Source organism: Robertmurraya dakarensis (genome assembly GCF_900156875.1).
In the GTDB taxonomy this organism is placed as follows: domain Bacteria; phylum Bacillota; class Bacilli; order Bacillales; family Cytobacillaceae; genus Robertmurraya; species Robertmurraya dakarensis.
Genome location: NZ_LT707409.1, coordinates 3,619,266 through 3,636,411 on the forward strand (window position 1 = coordinate 3,619,266; position 17,146 = coordinate 3,636,411).

Sequence of the window (17,146 nt, forward strand, 5' to 3'; positions counted from 1 at the left end):
CTTTGTTCCTTGAAAACTAGATAACAAATTTGACAAGACATCATTTTTAAACAAGTAAGTTCTTTTTTAACATTAACTGATGGTTAAGTTAATAAGGGCGCACGGTGGATGCCTTGGCACTAGGAGCCGATGAAGGACGGGACTAACTCCGATATGCTTTGGGGAGCTGTAAGTAAGCTTTGATCCAGAGATTTCCGAATGGGGAAACCCTCCATCTTTAATCGGATGGAATCTTTACCTGAATACATAGGGTAATGAAGGCAGACCCGGGGAACTGAAACATCTAAGTACCCGGAGGAAGAGAAAGCAAACGCGATTCCCTGAGTAGCGGCGAGCGAAACGGGATTAGCCCAAACCAAGAGGCTTGCCTCTTGGGGTTGTAGGACACTCTATACGGAGTTACAAAAGAATGAGGTAAACGAACAAGCCTGGAAAGGCTGGTCAGAGAAGGTAAAAACCCTGTAGTTGAAACTTCATTCTCTCTTGAGTGGATCCTGAGTACGGCGGGACACGAGAAATCCCGTCGGAAGCTGGGAGGACCATCTCCCAAGGCTAAATACTCCCTAGTGACCGATAGTGAACCAGTACCGTGAGGGAAAGGTGAAAAGCACCCCGGAAGGGGAGTGAAAGAGAACCTGAAACCGTGTGCCTACAAGTAGTCAAAGCCCTTTTATGGGTGATGGCGTGCCTTTTGTAGAATGAACCGGCGAGTTACGATTACATGCGAGGTTAAGTTGAATAGACGGAGCCGCAGCGAAAGCGAGTCTGAATAGGGCGAATGAGTATGTGGTCGTAGACCCGAAACCAGGTGATCTACCCATGTCCAGGGTGAAGTCCAGGTAACACTGGATGGAGGCCCGAACCCACGCACGTTGAAAAGTGCGGGGATGAGGTGTGGGTAGCGGAGAAATTCCAATCGAACTTGGAGATAGCTGGTTCTCTCCGAAATAGCTTTAGGGCTAGCCTCACGATCAAGAGTCTTGGAGGTAGAGCACTGTTTGGACTAGGGGCCCTCATCGGGTTACCGAATTCAGACAAACTCCGAATGCCAAGTACTTATGCGTGGGAGTCAGACTGCGAGTGATAAGATCCGTAGTCAAAAGGGAAACAGCCCAGACCACCAGCTAAGGTCCCAAAGTATACGTTAAGTGGAAAAGGATGTGGAGTTGCTTAGACAACCAGGATGTTGGCTTAGAAGCAGCCACCATTTAAAGAGTGCGTAATAGCTCACTGGTCGAGTGACTCCGCGCCGAAAATGTACCGGGGCTAAACGTATCACCGAAGCTGTGGGTGGACACTTACGTGTCCGCGGTAGGAGAGCGTTCTAAGGGCGTTGAAGCTAGACCGTAAGGACTGGTGGAGCGCTTAGAAGTGAGAATGCCGGTATGAGTAGCGAAAGATGGGTGAGAATCCCATCCACCGAATGCCTAAGGTTTCCTGAGGAAGGCTCGTCCTCTCAGGGTTAGTCGGGACCTAAGCCGAGGCCGAAAGGCGTAGGCGATGGACAACAGGTTGATATTCCTGTACCACCTCATTACCGTTTGAGCGATGGAGGGACGCAGGAGGATAGGGTAAGCGCGCTGTTGGATATGCGCGTCCAAGCAGTTAGGCAGAGAAATTGGCAAATCCGTTTCTCGTGTAAGCTGAGCTGTGATGGCGAGGGAAATATAGTACCGAAGTTCCTGATTCCACACTGCCAAGAAAAGCTTCTAGCGAGGTAGTAGGTGCCCGTACCGCAAACCGACACAGGTAGGCGAGGAGAGAATCCTAAGGTGAGCGAGAGAACTCTCGTTAAGGAACTCGGCAAAATGACCCCGTAACTTCGGGAGAAGGGGTGCTTTTTAGGGTGCATAGCCCTGAAGAGCCGCAGTGAATAGGCCCAGGCGACTGTTTAGCAAAAACACAGGTCTCTGCGAAGCCGCAAGGCGAAGTATAGGGGCTGACGCCTGCCCGGTGCTGGAAGGTTAAGAGGAGAGGTTAGCGCAAGCGAAGCTTTGAATTGAAGCCCCAGTAAACGGCGGCCGTAACTATAACGGTCCTAAGGTAGCGAAATTCCTTGTCGGGTAAGTTCCGACCCGCACGAAAGGCGTAACGATCTGGGCACTGTCTCAACGAGAGACTCGGTGAAATTATAGTACCTGTGAAGATGCAGGTTACCCGCGACAGGACGGAAAGACCCCGTGGAGCTTTACTGTAGCCTGATATTGAATTTTGGTACAGCTTGTACAGGATAGGTAGGAGCCGTGGAAACCGGAGCGCTAGCTTCGGTGGAGGCGTCGGTGGGATACTACTCTGGCTGTATTGAAATTCTAACCCGCACCCCTGATCGGGGTGGGAGACAGTGTCAGGTGGGCAGTTTGACTGGGGCGGTCGCCTCCTAAAGAGTAACGGAGGCGCCCAAAGGTTCCCTCAGAATGGTTGGAAATCATTCGTAGAGTGTAAAGGCACAAGGGAGCTTGACTGCGAGACCTACAAGTCGAGCAGGGACGAAAGTCGGGCTTAGTGATCCGGTGGTTCCGCATGGAAGGGCCATCGCTCAACGGATAAAAGCTACCCCGGGGATAACAGGCTTATCTCCCCCAAGAGTCCACATCGACGGGGAGGTTTGGCACCTCGATGTCGGCTCATCGCATCCTGGGGCTGTAGTCGGTCCCAAGGGTTGGGCTGTTCGCCCATTAAAGCGGTACGCGAGCTGGGTTCAGAACGTCGTGAGACAGTTCGGTCCCTATCCGTCGTGGGCGTAGGAAATTTGAGAGGAGCTGTCCTTAGTACGAGAGGACCGGGATGGACGCACCGCTGGTGTACCAGTTGTTCTGCCAAGAGCATCGCTGGGTAGCTATGTGCGGAAGGGATAAGTGCTGAAAGCATCTAAGCATGAAGCCCCCCTCAAGATGAGATTTCCCATAGCTTTAAGCTAGTAAGATCCCTGAAAGATGATCAGGTTGATAGGTCAGAGGTGGAAGCGTGGTGACATGTGGAGCTGACTGATACTAATCGATCGAGGACTTAACCAATAAGAAAAGCGAAGGTGACTGTTCAACTCTGAGAGGCGTTGGAAAGCCGGCCGGGCAAATCCTGCTTTTGGATTTGCATGGACGGATTGAAACGACCGAAGAGTTAGGAGCCGCAGCTGGACAATTTAAAAGATGATTGTCAAGTTATCTAGTTTTGAGGGAACAAACCTCAAACCAAATAGCCAGGTGACGATGGCGAGAAGGTCACACCCGTTCCCATACCGAACACGGAAGTTAAGCTTCTCAGCGCCGATGGTAGTTAGGGGCTGTCCCCTTGTGAGAGTAGGACGTCGCCAGGCAATAAAAAAAGCATCTATTTTGGATGCTTTTTTGTTATGTGCAGAATAACAGTTATTTTGTCAGTAACGAAGCCCAGTGAAACAAAAATTTTAACGTTGACTCATTAAAAACTGATGTATTAAAAAAGGACCTTTGGAAAGAGAAAGTTTCAGAAAGGTTTGAATGAATGGAAAGTCTTTGTTTGGCATTGTCTTCACCAGTTCACTCCACCATTCCGTTTCATAACGGGCAATCATGCTTAAATTATAAAGAAGCAAGTAGTGAATTAGCAGTTCGTGAAATTCGAATTCACTGCTCCTATTTAAAGGTAAAGAGTGTGAATTGCTTTCTAAGTTAAATCTTAATGGTGCACAATCAAACTTCTTATTATCTTCTTTTTTAAATATTATTTCACTATTATGATTTACCTTATGAAGCTCAAACACCCCTTTAGATTTTTGAAGAAAAAACTCAATAAAGCGGTTCTCTGTCATATGAAAAACGTCTAAAATAGAAGTTGGAATTTGAAATTCATCATTCGTTTGTTTTACCTCTATAAATGTTTTTTTACCTTCAAGTTGGGAAAAAAGCCCGCTTAATTCAGGGATCTGTTTAAATAAATCACTCATATTTGCCTTTTCTCCCTCAAAATGTTTCATGTGAAACATTTTTTCAGCTATGAAAGGAAACAAGCCTGTCTTCTGAAATTTAACTTCATCCTGAAAAAATAAGTACTGCTGCTTTTTTCTTTTTCTTGTAGAGACCCCATGAGCCAACACTGATGTAGTTTCAGGATAATTTGGATCGATCGTTAATATACTTGCTTTTATTAGATGAACAAATCCATAGAAAAAAAGGATAGGCTGAATAATTAATGGAGCAATTTGGGCCTGTTCATAGTATACTTTTCCATGTTCGAGATAATAAATAAATGGATAACAGTTTTCATAGCTTTTTTGTTCTGCATTTTCAATTTGCTTGTCATTGTAACACTTTTTTAAATAATTTTGTGTGGAGCTGGCAGAGAAAAATAGAGAAAATGAGGTCCAATCAAAGTAAGACAAAATTCATTCCCCTCCCTATTTAATAATTAGAATATTTTTATAAATCATTCTTATCTTGACAGTATTTTGTCCAATTGATAACCTACTAATAATATTTTCGAGTCTAGGAGGCCAAAAAATGTGGGAAAATAAATTTGCTAAAGAAGGATTAACTTTTGATGATGTGCTTTTAATACCAGCCAAATCTGAAGTTCTTCCGAAGGATGTTAGTTTGCAGGTAGAGTTGACGGATAAGATTAAGTTAAATGTTCCCATTATCAGTGCAGGTATGGATACAGTAACAGAAGCTGAAATGGCGATTGCAATGGCTCGCCAAGGTGGATTAGGAGTCATCCATAAGAATATGTCCATCGAACAGCAGGCTGATCAGGTGGATAAGGTAAAGCGATCTGAAAGTGGTGTTATTACAGACCCATTCTTTCTAACACCGGACCACCAAGTGTTTGATGCAGAACATCTAATGGGCAAGTACCGTATTTCTGGCGTTCCAATTGTAAACAACGAGAATGAACAAAAGCTTGTTGGAATTATTACAAACCGCGACCTTCGTTTTATTCAAGACTACTCGATTAAAATTGCTGACGTGATGACAAAAGAAAATCTCGTTACGGCTTCTGTTGGGACAACTCTTGAGGAAGCTGAACAAATTTTACAGAAATATAAAATTGAGAAACTTCCGCTTGTCGATGATAACGGTGTGTTAAAGGGATTAATTACTATTAAGGATATTGAAAAGGTAATTGAGTTCCCTAACTCAGCTAAAGATTCACTCGGAAGATTATTGGTTGGTGCAGCTGTAGGGGTAACCGGTGATACGATGAAACGTGTCGAGAGACTTGTTAAAGCACAAGTGGATGTCCTTGTAGTTGATACTGCACATGGCCATTCTAAAGGAGTTATTGAAACGGTTAAGCAGATTCGCGAGGCATTCCCAGAGGTGGGGATCGTCGCAGGAAACGTTGCAACTGCTGAAGCGACAAAAGCACTTTATGAAGCAGGTGCGGATATCGTAAAAGTAGGTATTGGACCAGGGTCCATTTGTACGACACGAGTTGTAGCCGGAGTTGGTGTACCGCAAATTACGGCAATTTATGATTGTGCTACAGAAGCTCGCAAACATGGCAAAGCAATTATCGCTGACGGGGGAATTAAATACTCAGGTGACATTGTTAAAGCACTAGCAGCTGGTGGTCATGCGGTTATGTTAGGAAGTCTTTTAGCAGGTGTATCTGAAAGCCCTGGTGAAACAGAAATATTCCAAGGACGTAGATTTAAAGTATATCGTGGTATGGGTTCTGTTGCGGCAATGGAAAAAGGTTCAAAAGACCGTTACTTCCAAGAAGATAACAAGAAATTCGTACCAGAGGGAATCGAAGGAAGATTGCCTTACAAAGGTCCACTTGCAGATAGCATCTATCAGTTAGTTGGCGGAATTCGTTCTGGTATGGGCTATTGTGGTACAAAAGATTTAAATGAGTTAAGAGAAAATGCTCAATTCATCAGGATGACAGGAGCTGGACTGAAGGAAAGCCATCCGCATGACGTCCAAATTACAAAGGAAGCTCCAAACTATTCGCTGTAATAAGAATTAGGACCTAAAAAAAGCATATATTTTCCCATTCAACCAATAGACAGAGGGACCATTCTCTGTCTATTTTTTTCATTTTATTTATGTTAAACTGTACAAGTGCGATTTTCTAGGCATGCTTTTGCTGTAATAAACAATAACAAGTACTTGCTGTAATCTTTTATTGATAAATTTTTTTGGAGGTATATAAAATTGAAACGTTACAAGAAAATATCGTTAGTGATGACGGTGCTTCTTCTCCTTTTTGCGGCATCGTTTTCAATTGTTCCAAAACAAGCAGAGGCTGCAACTGACCCGCTTGGAATTAATGCCGAAGCTGCTATTTTAGTAGATGCAGAGACTGGAGCAGTCCTTTATGAAAAAAATGCAGATGTAATCCTTGGTGTAGCTTCAATGGCAAAAATGATGACAGAGTATCTAGTACTTGAAGCTATTGAAAATGGGAAGATTACATGGGAACAAGAAGTACGAATTAACGAGTTTGTTCATAAACTGTCTGGTGCACCAGGATTATCTAATGTTGGATTAACACAAGGTGAAAACTATACAGTGAAAGAACTTTATGAAGCGATGGCTATTCATTCCGGAAATGCGGCATCTGTTGCGCTAGCAGAAGTGATTGCAGGCACGGAGAAAAACTTTGTTACATTGATGAATAAGAAAGCTGAAGAACTGGGATTGAAGGATTATAAATTCGTGAACTCAACAGGATTGAACAATAGCAGTCTATTAGGCAACCACCCTGCTGGTAATCCAGATGAGGAAAACATCATGTCAGCAAGAGCAACAGCTAAGCTTGCCTACCACCTTCTGAAAGATTTCCCTCATGTCTTAGATACAGCTAGTCAGCCATCATTAAAGTTCAGAGATGGAAGAGAGTATAAGAACTTTAACTGGATGCTGCCAACGCTAATCTTTGAATATAATGGAATTGATGGGTTGAAGACAGGTTCTACAGATTTTGCAGGGTATGGATTTACGGCAACGGCAGAACGAAATGGACAAAGATTTATTTCTGTTGTGATGAAGACAAGCTCACAGCAAGAACGTTTTGCAGAGACAAAGAAGATTATGGATTATGCATTTAGCAACTTTGGAAAAGAGGAAATCGTTCCAAAAGAGTTTCAAGTGAAAAAGAATGAATCACTTCCTGTTGTTAAAGGAAAAGAAGACTCTGTTGAGATATATACAAAAGATCCTATTAATATGGTGATTAAAAACGGTGATATTGAAAACTACAAAACGGTTTTAACACTTGATAAAGAGAAGCTTAATAAAAACGGTGAGCTTGTTGCTCCTATTAAAAAAGGAGATAAGGTAGGAACATTAACGGTTGTACCTAAAGAAGGGGAATCGTTAGGGTTCTTGACGGAAGAAGGACATAAAAGTATTGTTGTTGACGTCATTACAGCAGATGATGTTGAAAAAGCTAATTGGTTTGTATTGATGATGCGTGGAATTGGTGGATTCTTCGGAGATTTATGGGGAAGTGTTTCATCAACTGTTAAAGGTTGGTTTTAATCAATCGTAAATTAGGTTCTCTGTGAAAACAGGGAGCCTTTTTATATGTTAATTTACTGACAAAACAAGCAATCAATGAATAAAAGGGTTGCATTAAGTTCATAATTATAGTAAATTTAGTTACAAAATTCCCTATAATTAAAGCAATGAGAGGAAGCAGTAGCAGGTTTTTCATTCTGTAGAGAGCCGATGGCTGGTGGAAATCGGTGAGTGAGACTTGTGAATCCATCCTTGAGTGAAGTATGGAACGCCTGATACATAGATTACGTTAGTGCATCTGAATAAGTTGCGAAAAGGCTATTAAATACTTCCGGTTAGAAACCGTTATTTCTTTAAGCTGGAAAGCATGACTGTGCTTTCAACTAGGGTGGCAACGCGGGTAACTCTCGTCCCTTTTTTAAGGGATGGGAGTTTTTTGTTTGAGAAAAAATAAAAAAGGGTGAAAGAAATGTTAGATGTAAAACTTTTGCGTGCTAATTTTGAAGAGGTAAAGGCAAAACTCCAGCATCGCGGAGAAGATTTAAGTGATTTAGGAAAATTTGAGGATCTTGACCGAAAGAGAAGAGATCTTATTGTAGAAGCAGAGCAATTAAAAAGCAAGCGAAATGAGGTTTCGCAACAGGTAGCTGCTTTAAAGCGCGAGAAACAGGATGCCGACCATTTAATAACGGAAATGCGTGAGGTGGGCGACCGCATTAAGGCGTTGGATGAAGAGCTCCGCACGGTAGAAGTGACATTGGATAATATCCTTCTTAGCATTCCTAATATTCCACATGAAAGTGTTCCAGTGGGGGAAACAGAAGATGATAATATCGAAGCAAGAAAATGGGGAGAAATTCGCAACTTTGGTTTTGAACCAAAACCTCATTGGGAGGTAGCGGACAAGCTTGGCATTTTAGACTTTGAACGTGCAGGTAAAGTAACCGGAAGCCGTTTTGTATTTTATAAAGGACTCGGAGCTCGCTTGGAAAGGGCATTATTTAATTTCATGCTTGACCTTCATACAGAAGAGCATGGATACCAAGAAATTCTTCCCCCATATATGGTCAATCGAGCAAGTATGACAGGTACGGGTCAGCTTCCGAAGTTTGAAGAAGATGCCTTTTTAATTGAAAGTGAAGATTATTTCTTAATCCCAACTGCTGAAGTACCCGTTACAAATTTACACCGTGATGAAATACTCGATGGCGAATCGCTGCCAATTCAATATGCGGCCTTTAGTGCCTGCTTCCGTTCAGAAGCTGGTTCTGCGGGAAGAGATACACGCGGACTTATTCGTCAGCACCAATTTAATAAAGTGGAGCTTGTGAAGTTTGTTAAGCCGGAAGACTCATATGATGAGCTGGAAAAGCTTACAGGCAATGCTGAAAAGGTGCTTCAGTTGTTAGGACTTCCATATCGTGTCATGAGCATGTGTACAGGTGATCTTGGTTTTACAGCTGCTAAGAAATATGATATTGAAGTTTGGATACCAAGTTACGACACTTATCGTGAAATTTCATCTTGCAGTAACTTCGAAGGATTCCAGGCACGCCGGGCAAATATCCGCTTCCGCCGTGATCCGAAAGGTAAACCAGAGCATGTTCATACGTTAAATGGATCTGGACTTGCGATTGGCAGAACAGTTGCTGCTATTTTAGAAAATTATCAGCAGGAAGATGGCAGTGTCATTATTCCAGAAGTGTTGCGTCCATATATGGGGAACAGAGAAGTAATTAAATAAGAGGAACTAATGGGAGTGGAGAAATTCACTCTCATTTCTTTCTATAACTACTAGGAATAATAGAAGCTAATTGCGGAAAAAGTATTAAATAATAGCATAGAAACTTGTTCAAAAAACATTAAATATGATGGCACATCAATCATGTTGACACCTATTTTTAAAGATGCTATATTATATTTTGTTCATATGGAGGAATACCCAAGTCCGGCTGAAGGGATCGGTCTTGAAAACCGACAGGCGGGTTAAACCGCGCGGGGGTTCGAATCCCTCTTCCTCCGCCATATCAACTTATGTTTTTTTACCATACGCATAATAATTGGAGAATGGATCCACTGCAGTCAATCATTGCAGTGGATTTTTTTTATACAGAAAAGAGGTCCATATGTCATGGTCCTCTTTGTCATCACTATTTTTTTAACAACTGTGTCTGCTTTAAGAAAGATGAGATTCTTTCAATGACTGGTTCAATGGAGGATTCATTATCCAAAATGTCGTAATCATTGATATTTAAGCGGAGAACAGGACAAGCATTAAAATTATTAATCCAGTTTTCGTAGCGTCCGTGCATTTCTTCCCAATAACTTACCGGTGTTTGCTGCTCCATTGGACGTCCTCTTTCCTTAATTCGGTAGAGGATATCATCAAGAGATCCTTCCAAGTAGATTAACAAGTCAGGATGAGGAAAATAAGGAGTCATCACCATTGCTTCAAATAGACTTGTATATGTTTCATAATCCACTTTTGACATTGTTCCTTTTTCATAGTGCATTTTTGCAAAAATTCCTGTGTCTTCATAGATGGAACGATCCTGAATAAAGCCGCCGCCATATTCAAAAATTCGCTTTTGTTCTTTAAACCGTTCTGCCAGAAAGTAGATTTGCAGATGGAAACTCCAACGATCAAAGTTATCATAAAATTTATCTAAATAGGGGTTAGTATCCACTTTTTCAAAAGAGGTGCGGAAATTTAGTGCTTGAGATAAGGCATTTGTCATCGTTGATTTTCCCACGCCAACTGTACCGGCTATCGTAATGACAGAATTTCCGGGGATATCATATTTCTCTCTAAGATTCATGAGTGCAGGCTCCTTTTTTCTAATGATGTCGATAATTGTTTAATAATGTATAGTAGGTCTTCTTGACTTTTTACGAAATCAAGCTGATCACCATCAAAGCGCAGGATCGGAACCTCAGGATTTTGCTTTTCAAATTCTTTCATGGCATGTTCATAATCGATAGATAATTGCTCTAAGTAGATCGGACTGATGTTTTTTTCCACGTCTCTTCCACGGAGCTTTATTCTAGATAGAAGAGTGTCGAGCCCTGCATTTAAATAGATAACAATATTAGGTTTGGGCATATCAACCGTTAAAATATCGTAAACTTTAATGTATTTTTCATATTCTTCTTCTTTTAGCGTTCGTCCAGCAAATATTAGGTTTTTATATATATGATAATCAGCAACAACAGGAATATCCTGACTTAAGTAACGGTCTTGGATATCACCAAGCTGTTTATATCGATTGCATAAGAAAAACATTTCTGTTTGAAAGCTCCACTCTTCAATATTGTTATAAAATTTCCCTAAAAAAGGGTTCTCATCAACAATCTCTTTTAGCAGAGCATATTGAAAATGATCTGATAAGGCTTTGGCAAGTGAGGTTTTACCAACACCAATTGGTCCTTCTACTGTAATAAATGGTATTTCCCCCATAATTGTCCTCCTTCTCCCAAATGATGCAGAAGTTAACTAGTAATTTTAAGAAAAAGCGCAAAGAATATTTTATCATAATATCATCTGTAAAAGACACCGAATTCGTAAGGATGTAATTGGAAGTATTTTATGATCGAAAATCCATAAAAAAACAGCATCCCAATAGAGATGCTGTGGTTACCTTATCTACCTTTTCACGACGTTAAAATTTTCGACAATAAGAAGCCAATTTTGCGGAAAGGATAAACCGAGCTTCCAATAACTCATGCCTCTGATTCCAAGCTCTTTCATTAAGTCAAACTTTGCTTGTATAGATCGGGCATCTTCAAACCATACTTCATGATTCTTTCCTTCATTATCAACATAAGTAAAGAATGGCGCCTGTGCCTGCACGTCATATTGTATAGGTACATTATTCTCTGCAGCTAATTGAATAGCCTGCTGGGGACTCACGGCTTTCGCGATACTCCCTTGTACGAATGGCAATGTCCAATCATAGCCATAAAGGTTTTGGCCCATCATGATTTTTGAGCCTGGCATTTCAGTTAAGGCATATTCAAGTACATCTCTAACTGGACCGATGGGCGATACAGGCTGTGCGGGCCCGCCGCTATAGCCCCATTCATAGGTCATGATAACGACAAAATCAACAATTTCCCCATGGGCACGGTAATCATGTGCTTCATACCATTCACCTTTTTGCTCTGCGCTTGTCTTCGGGGCTAGAGCTGTTGATAGGAGCCAGCCTTGTTGCTCAAAACGTGCTTTTGCTTTACGTAAGAAGGTATTATAAGCCTCACGGTCTGCAGGACGTAAAAACTCAAAATCAAAATGAATATCGCGGAATCCATATTTTTGTGCCGTTGCAACGATATTATCTAGGAAGGTATTTTGGATATTCATATCGTTTAACAAAATACGGCCAAGTTCATCACTGAAGGCGTCTTCTTCCTGATTGGTGATCACCATCATTAAAACATTATTATTGGCCTGTGCAATCGCTGGGAAATTATTAAGCAATGGTTCCTTTAAGGTACCATCTCTTAGAGCTTGGAAGCTGAAGGGAGCTAAATAAGTTAAATATGGGGCACTCTCTCTTGCAGCTTCTTCTAACTCTGGGGCAACCGTCGTGCCGCGAGGCTCAACATATGCATTAAATTCTTTTTGAATCTTAGGGGAATCAGGGATATATAGTCTTAATCCTACAGTAAGCGGCTGATTGGCAGGAATACCATTAACTTGTGCAAGCTGCTGATAGTTTATATTAAACTTAGAGCCAATGGACCACAGACTATCACCAGGCTGAACCCAATAAAAACTTCCGACAATAGGAATAACAATTGTTTGCCCGACTACTAAATTATTAGGGTTGGGAATTTCATTTGCCTCGACAATTTCGTTAACTGTAGTTCCATAGGCTTGAGCGATTCCATAAAGAGACTGATTTTGCTGAATCACATGTATTTGCATGCTCTTTCCTCCTTGAACGGATGTGCGCTACATCCATCCTATGAGTGGGAAAGATTCAATATTCCATCATAAAGGACCCTTTTATAATGGATTTATTAAAAAAAGTGTTACTGCCTTTACTTGTAGGTTAGAATAGAAAAAGAATTTGAAATAATGGAGTAAGAAAATGTACAATCAGTTGGAAATAGATGAGTTTTTTATGAAAGAGGCCATAAAAGAAGCAAAAAAAGCAGAGGATTTAGCGGAGGTACCAATTGGGGCTGTTATCGTACTAGATGGGGAAATCATAGCTAGAGCGCATAATTTGAGAGAAACGAACCAAAATGCTTTGGCTCATGCGGAACTGCTTGCGATTGACTTAGCCTGCCAAAAAGTTGGAACGTGGAGATTGGAGGAGGCTATCCTTTATGTCACGCTAGAACCATGTCCGATGTGCGCTGGTGCTATTATTATGTCCCGGGTTGCGAGAGTAGTGTATGGCGCTATTGACCCAAAAGGTGGTTGTGCCGGAACGTTCATGAACCTTTTACAGGATGAACGATTTAATCATCAAAGTGAAGTGACATCGGGCATTTTGGAAAAGGAATGCGGTATGCTTCTTACTGACTTCTTTAGAAGACTTAGAGTGAAAAAGAAAAATGAAAAAAGGCTGAAAAAACTAGCCGCAGAAGACTTACAATAATTTACATCAGTAAGTAGGTTGCTTTTTAAAATAAATATTAGTATACTTGTACTTGCGTCGGTAATGACGCAACTTAATATTTCGGTATCAATTTTGCCGTGCTAGGTGGGGAGGTAGCGGTGCCCTGTACTCGCAATCCGCTCTAGCGAGACTGAATCCCTTCCCGAGGCTGGTGTCCTGTAGGGTCTGCCTTAAGTAAGTGGTGTTGACGTCTGGGTCCTGCGCAATGGGAATCCATGAACCATGTCAGGTCCGGAAGGAAGCAGCATTAAGTGGACCATCTCATGTGCCGCAGGGTTGCCTGGGCCGAGCTAACTGCTTAAGTAACGCTTATGGGCGTCAGTCGACGGAAGGTGCACGGCAGTTATAATATGTATATCAAACTCATCCATCAGGGTGAGTTTTTTGCATTTCTAAAAGATTTTCCTTAATGTTTATCATTCATTTTGTAAAAAAGAAAATATTTACGTTATAATAGGGAAAGTGAAGTTATCGTAAGACAATGATAAAGAATAGACTATTTTAGGAGGGGGCGGAAGCGTTGAGTTATCAAGCTTTATATCGTGTTTGGCGACCTCAGGCTTTTATGGATGTTGTGGGTCAGGAACATGTCACAAAAACATTGCAAAATGCCCTGCTCCAGGAAAAAATTTCACATGCCTATTTATTTTCAGGTCCTCGCGGTACTGGAAAAACAAGTGCTGCAAAGATCCTAGCAAAGGCAGTAAACTGTGAAAAGGCTCCAGTGAAAGAACCTTGCAATGAATGTCCATCCTGTAAAGGAATCACAGACGGGTCTATCTCAGATGTGATTGAAATCGATGCTGCATCAAATAATGGTGTTGATGAAATTAGGGATATACGTGATAAAGTGAAGTATGCACCTAGTTCAGTCAAATTTAAGGTCTATATCATTGATGAAGTGCATATGTTATCCATTGGTGCATTTAACGCTCTGTTAAAAACACTTGAAGAGCCGCCAAAGCATGTCATCTTTATTCTAGCTACGACAGAACCGCATAAAATACCATTGACGATTTTATCTCGTTGTCAAAGATTTGACTTTAAGAGAATTACGGCGGGTTCGATTGTTGGCCGGATGAAGCTGATTGTGGATGAAACAGGAGTTCAGTGTGATGAGAAAGCATTACAGATTGTAGCTAGAGCTGCTGATGGCGGAATGCGTGATGCGCTAAGTTTACTAGATCAGGCTATTTCATTTAGCCAAGATATCGTCACGGTGGAAGATGCCTTAACGGTTACAGGATCTGTTTCTCAAAACTTTTTGAATAAGTTAGCTGCTGCCGTCGATGATAGAAATGTAGCAGACGGATTGGATGCTTTAGAAGAGCTTTTATTTCAAGGAAAAGATCCTTCAAGATTTATTGAAGACTTTATTTTGTTCTATCGGGATATGCTTTTATATAAAGTAGCCCCCAATTTAGAAGAATCCCTTGAAAGAGTAATGTTAGACGAAGACTTTATAACACTCTCAGAAAAAGTCCAACATGAGCAAATTTACGAAATCATTGATGTCTTAAACAAAGCTCAGCAAGAGATGCGCTGGACAAACCATCCGCGAATCTTTCTTGAAGTAGCCATCATCAAGCTTTGTCAGCTGGAAAGGGCAAATCAAACCAGTCCAGCTGAATTAGAGGGTTTGCTAAGTAAGATTTCTCGTTTGGAGGAGCAGCTTCAGGAATTAAAGCAAAATGGCGTATCTATTAATGAAGAGGCGCAGGCCGCACCACGGAAAAAAACGCAAAGAGCTTCCCGCAAAGGGTTCCAAGTCCCTACAGGAAGAATTAATGAAATCCTAAAGGAAGCGACGAAGCCGGATTTAACTGCTATAAAAAGCAGATGGGGAGAAATGCTGTCAAGACTCGTACCATCGTATGCCGCGTTGTTAAAAGAGGCAGAGCCTGTTGCGGCTTCATCAAATGCGTTCATACTAAAGTTTAACTATGAAATACATTGCCAAATGGCAATGGAAAATCAAAGTTTCTTAAATCTATTAACCAATTTACTTGAAGAACTGCTTGGGAAAAAGCTGCAAGTGGTCGGTGTACCAGAAGAGCAATGGTTGCATATAAGAGAAGAATTTCTGAAGGGCCATCGGGAGGAGAATCCAGAACAGAGCTCAGAGGATCAAGTGGAAGAAGACCCGGTCGTTACCGAAGCCCTCAAAATGTTTGGTGAAGACTTAATTGAAATAAAAGATTAATATTGGAGGAATGTTAAACATGCGTGGAATGGGAAATATGCAAAATATGATGAAGCAAATGCAAAAAATGCAAAAGAAGATGGCTCAAGCTCAAGAGGAGCTTGGAGAAAAGAGAATTGAAGGGACAGCTGGCGGCGGAATGGTCACAGTTATTATGTCAGGACATAAAGAAGTTCTAGAGGTAAATATTAAAGAAGAAGTGGTAGATCCTGAAGATATCGAAATGCTGCAAGACCTTGTTTTAGCGGCTACAAATGACGCACTTAAACAAGTTGAAGATTTAACGAATTCAACAATGGGACAATTCACTAAAGGAATGAACCTTCCATTCTAGGTAGGAGAGAATGAAACATGTATTATCCTGAACCGATATCAAAGCTGATAGACAGCTTCATGAAATTGCCAGGTATCGGCCCGAAAACGGCCGCACGTCTGGCTTTCTTTGTTTTAAGTATGAAGGAAGATACAGTCCTTGATTTTGCTAAGGCACTGGTAAATGCGAAGAGGAATTTATCTTATTGTTCTGTTTGTGGACATATTACAGACCAAGATCCCTGTTATATTTGTGAAGACCAGCATCGTGACAGAAGTGTGATTTGTGTTGTTCAAGATCCTAAAGATGTGATAGCGATGGAAAAAATGAAGGAGTTCTCTGGCCTTTATCATGTTTTACATGGCGCGATATCACCAATGGATGGTATTGGTCCTGAGGATATTAATATTCCTGACCTCTTGAAACGTTTACAGGATGAAACTGTAAAAGAAATCATCTTAGCAACAAACCCGAATATAGAAGGGGAAGCTACTGCAATGTATATTTCACGTCTTCTCAAACCGTCTGGGATTAGAATTACCCGAATTGCACATGGTCTACCAGTAGGCGGAGATTTAGAATATGCAGATGAAGTAACCTTATCAAAAGCGTTAGAGGGAAGAAGAGAAGTATAGAATAAATCGGGGGAAATAACGATGATTTTTCGACGAAAAGGGTGGCTTCGAAAAGAATTTGATGAAAAGCTTTTGTATGATCTAGAAGAAATAAGATCAAAGTGGAGTATGCAAAAGGCATTGGTTGAAAAAAGCTTTGATCCTTCCGAGGAAATTATATACGAAACGAAATTGACTGAGGCTAAATACTTCTACTTAATCAAAGAGGCAAAACATAGAAAAGTAAAGATGCAAAAATAAAAATGAAAAAGATATCCTCCTCTTCTTGGAATTTTTTATATAACTTGTACATAGTTAATACAGTATAGGTTATTAATGAAGAGGAGGTTTTTTTATTGGAACCAGTAGTGGTCGTATCGGTATTAGCTGTGTTAGTACTGTTGGTACTTGTCATCGGAACCCCAATAAAAGCACTAAAATATGTAGGACAAGGTTGTATTAAGTTATTAATCGGTGCATTATTGCTATTTTTTCTAAATACTGTAGGTACTCAATTTGGAATTCATCTTCCGATTAACTTAGCCACATCAGCTGTATCAGGATTTCTAGGGATACCTGGGGTAGCAGCATTAGTAGTAATTGATATGTGGGTTTTTTAAATATTTGAAAAACCTATTGATCAATTTACTTAGGAATGATAGAATAACAAACGTCGTCACAAAGTATTAAATGAAAAATATATTTAAAATAGTGTTGACACATAAAATCCACTATAGTATATTAATAAAGTCGCTTCGATGCGATGTTGTTCTTTGAAAACTAAACAAATCATACGTCAACGTTTTTAGAATTATATTTAAGAGCTAATCTTACTCTTTTTTGGAGAGTTTGATCCTGGCTCAGGACGAACGCTGGCGGCGTGCCTAATACATGCAAGTCGAGCGGACTTTTAAAAGCTTAGCTTTGAAGTTAGCGGCGGA

The 17,146-nt window shown here is 41.0% G+C and carries 13 protein-coding genes, 1 tRNA gene, 3 rRNA genes, 1 other RNA gene and 1 other annotated feature; of the genes, 14 read left to right on the top strand and 4 right to left on the bottom strand.

Features of this window, described 5'->3' with window-relative positions; translation table 11 throughout:
• Positions 1-81: 81 nt before the first annotated feature.
• Together CZ487_RS26030 and rrf are read left to right on the top strand one after the other, a co-directional pair.
• Positions 82-3,014, top strand: a 23S ribosomal RNA gene (locus tag CZ487_RS26030).
• Between the two features lie 182 nt (positions 3,015-3,196).
• A 5S ribosomal RNA gene (gene rrf / locus CZ487_RS26035) occupies positions 3,197-3,313 on the top strand.
• Positions 3,314-3,403: 90 nt separating this feature from the next.
• Here the strand turns inward: rrf and CZ487_RS26040 are convergent.
• A complete protein-coding gene (locus CZ487_RS26040; RefSeq protein WP_077215240.1) occupies positions 3,404-4,360 on the bottom strand; it encodes a YaaC family protein in 957 nt (318 codons plus the stop codon).
• 115 nt (positions 4,361-4,475) lie between these two features.
• On the opposite strand from CZ487_RS26040, the gene guaB reads away from it, so the two are divergent.
• The 4 genes from guaB (at position 4,476) to CZ487_RS26060 (ending at position 9,470) form a co-directional block, all read left to right on the top strand.
• On the top strand, positions 4,476-5,939 hold the full coding sequence (gene guaB / locus CZ487_RS26045) for an IMP dehydrogenase (RefSeq protein WP_077215241.1): 1,464 nt from the start codon (positions 4,476-4,478) through the stop codon (positions 5,937-5,939).
• Positions 5,940-6,167: 228 nt separating this feature from the next.
• On the top strand, positions 6,168-7,466 hold the full coding sequence (locus tag CZ487_RS26050; protein WP_077215469.1) for a D-alanyl-D-alanine carboxypeptidase family protein: 1,299 nt from the start codon (positions 6,168-6,170) through the stop codon (positions 7,464-7,466).
• Between the two features lie 137 nt (positions 7,467-7,603).
• Positions 7,604-7,863, top strand: a binding site (T-box leader).
• A 51-nt stretch (positions 7,864-7,914) separates the two neighbouring features.
• Positions 7,915-9,189 (top strand): serine--tRNA ligase, encoded by a 1,275-nt coding sequence (serS, locus tag CZ487_RS26055; protein WP_077215242.1) that lies wholly within the window; start codon positions 7,915-7,917, stop codon positions 9,187-9,189.
• Between the two features lie 188 nt (positions 9,190-9,377).
• Positions 9,378-9,470 (top strand) — tRNA-Ser (locus CZ487_RS26060).
• A gap of 125 nt (positions 9,471-9,595) precedes the next feature.
• On the opposite strand, the gene CZ487_RS26065 is transcribed toward CZ487_RS26060, so the two are convergent.
• From CZ487_RS26065 to CZ487_RS26075, 3 genes are all read right to left on the bottom strand, one after another.
• Entirely contained in the window at positions 9,596-10,264 is a 669-nt protein-coding gene (locus CZ487_RS26065; protein ID WP_077215243.1) for a deoxynucleoside kinase, read from the bottom strand.
• Positions 10,261-10,902, bottom strand: a complete 642-nt coding sequence (locus CZ487_RS26070) for a deoxynucleoside kinase (protein ID WP_077215244.1) — start codon at positions 10,900-10,902, stop codon at positions 10,261-10,263. Before CZ487_RS26070 ends, CZ487_RS26065 begins: the two co-directional genes overlap by 4 nt.
• Positions 10,903-11,088: 186 nt before the next feature.
• Positions 11,089-12,372, bottom strand: coding sequence for a glycosyl hydrolase family 18 protein (locus CZ487_RS26075; protein ID WP_077215245.1), 1,284 nt, complete (start codon positions 12,370-12,372; stop codon positions 11,089-11,091).
• A gap of 166 nt (positions 12,373-12,538) precedes the next feature.
• Here CZ487_RS26075 and tadA point away from each other — a divergent pair, with 166 nt between their 5' ends.
• The 8 genes from tadA to CZ487_RS26115 form a co-directional block, all read left to right on the top strand.
• Complete coding sequence (tadA, locus tag CZ487_RS26080) at positions 12,539-13,054, top strand: tRNA adenosine(34) deaminase TadA (protein WP_077215246.1); 516 nt, start codon at positions 12,539-12,541, stop codon at positions 13,052-13,054.
• Positions 13,055-13,150: 96 nt separating this feature from the next.
• An RNA gene (gene ffs / locus CZ487_RS26085) (signal recognition particle sRNA large type) lies at positions 13,151-13,415 on the top strand.
• A gap of 180 nt (positions 13,416-13,595) precedes the next feature.
• Positions 13,596-15,278 (top strand): DNA polymerase III subunit gamma/tau, encoded by a 1,683-nt coding sequence (gene dnaX, locus CZ487_RS26090; RefSeq protein ID WP_077215247.1) that lies wholly within the window; start codon positions 13,596-13,598, stop codon positions 15,276-15,278.
• Positions 15,279-15,297: 19 nt separating this feature from the next.
• Positions 15,298-15,612, top strand: coding sequence for a YbaB/EbfC family nucleoid-associated protein (locus CZ487_RS26095; protein WP_077215248.1), 315 nt, complete (start codon positions 15,298-15,300; stop codon positions 15,610-15,612).
• Between the two features lie 17 nt (positions 15,613-15,629).
• On the top strand, positions 15,630-16,226 hold the full coding sequence (gene recR / locus CZ487_RS26100; protein ID WP_077215249.1) for a recombination mediator RecR: 597 nt from the start codon (positions 15,630-15,632) through the stop codon (positions 16,224-16,226).
• A gap of 21 nt (positions 16,227-16,247) precedes the next feature.
• Positions 16,248-16,466: a YaaL family protein gene (locus tag CZ487_RS26105; RefSeq protein WP_077215250.1), complete on the top strand. Its 219-nt coding sequence runs from the start codon at positions 16,248-16,250 to the stop codon at positions 16,464-16,466.
• Positions 16,467-16,561: 95 nt separating this feature from the next.
• Positions 16,562-16,825 (top strand): pro-sigmaK processing inhibitor BofA family protein, encoded by a 264-nt coding sequence (locus tag CZ487_RS26110; RefSeq protein WP_077215251.1) that lies wholly within the window; start codon positions 16,562-16,564, stop codon positions 16,823-16,825.
• A 217-nt stretch (positions 16,826-17,042) separates the two neighbouring features.
• Positions 17,043-17,146, top strand: a 16S ribosomal RNA gene (locus CZ487_RS26115); the annotation flags it as partial.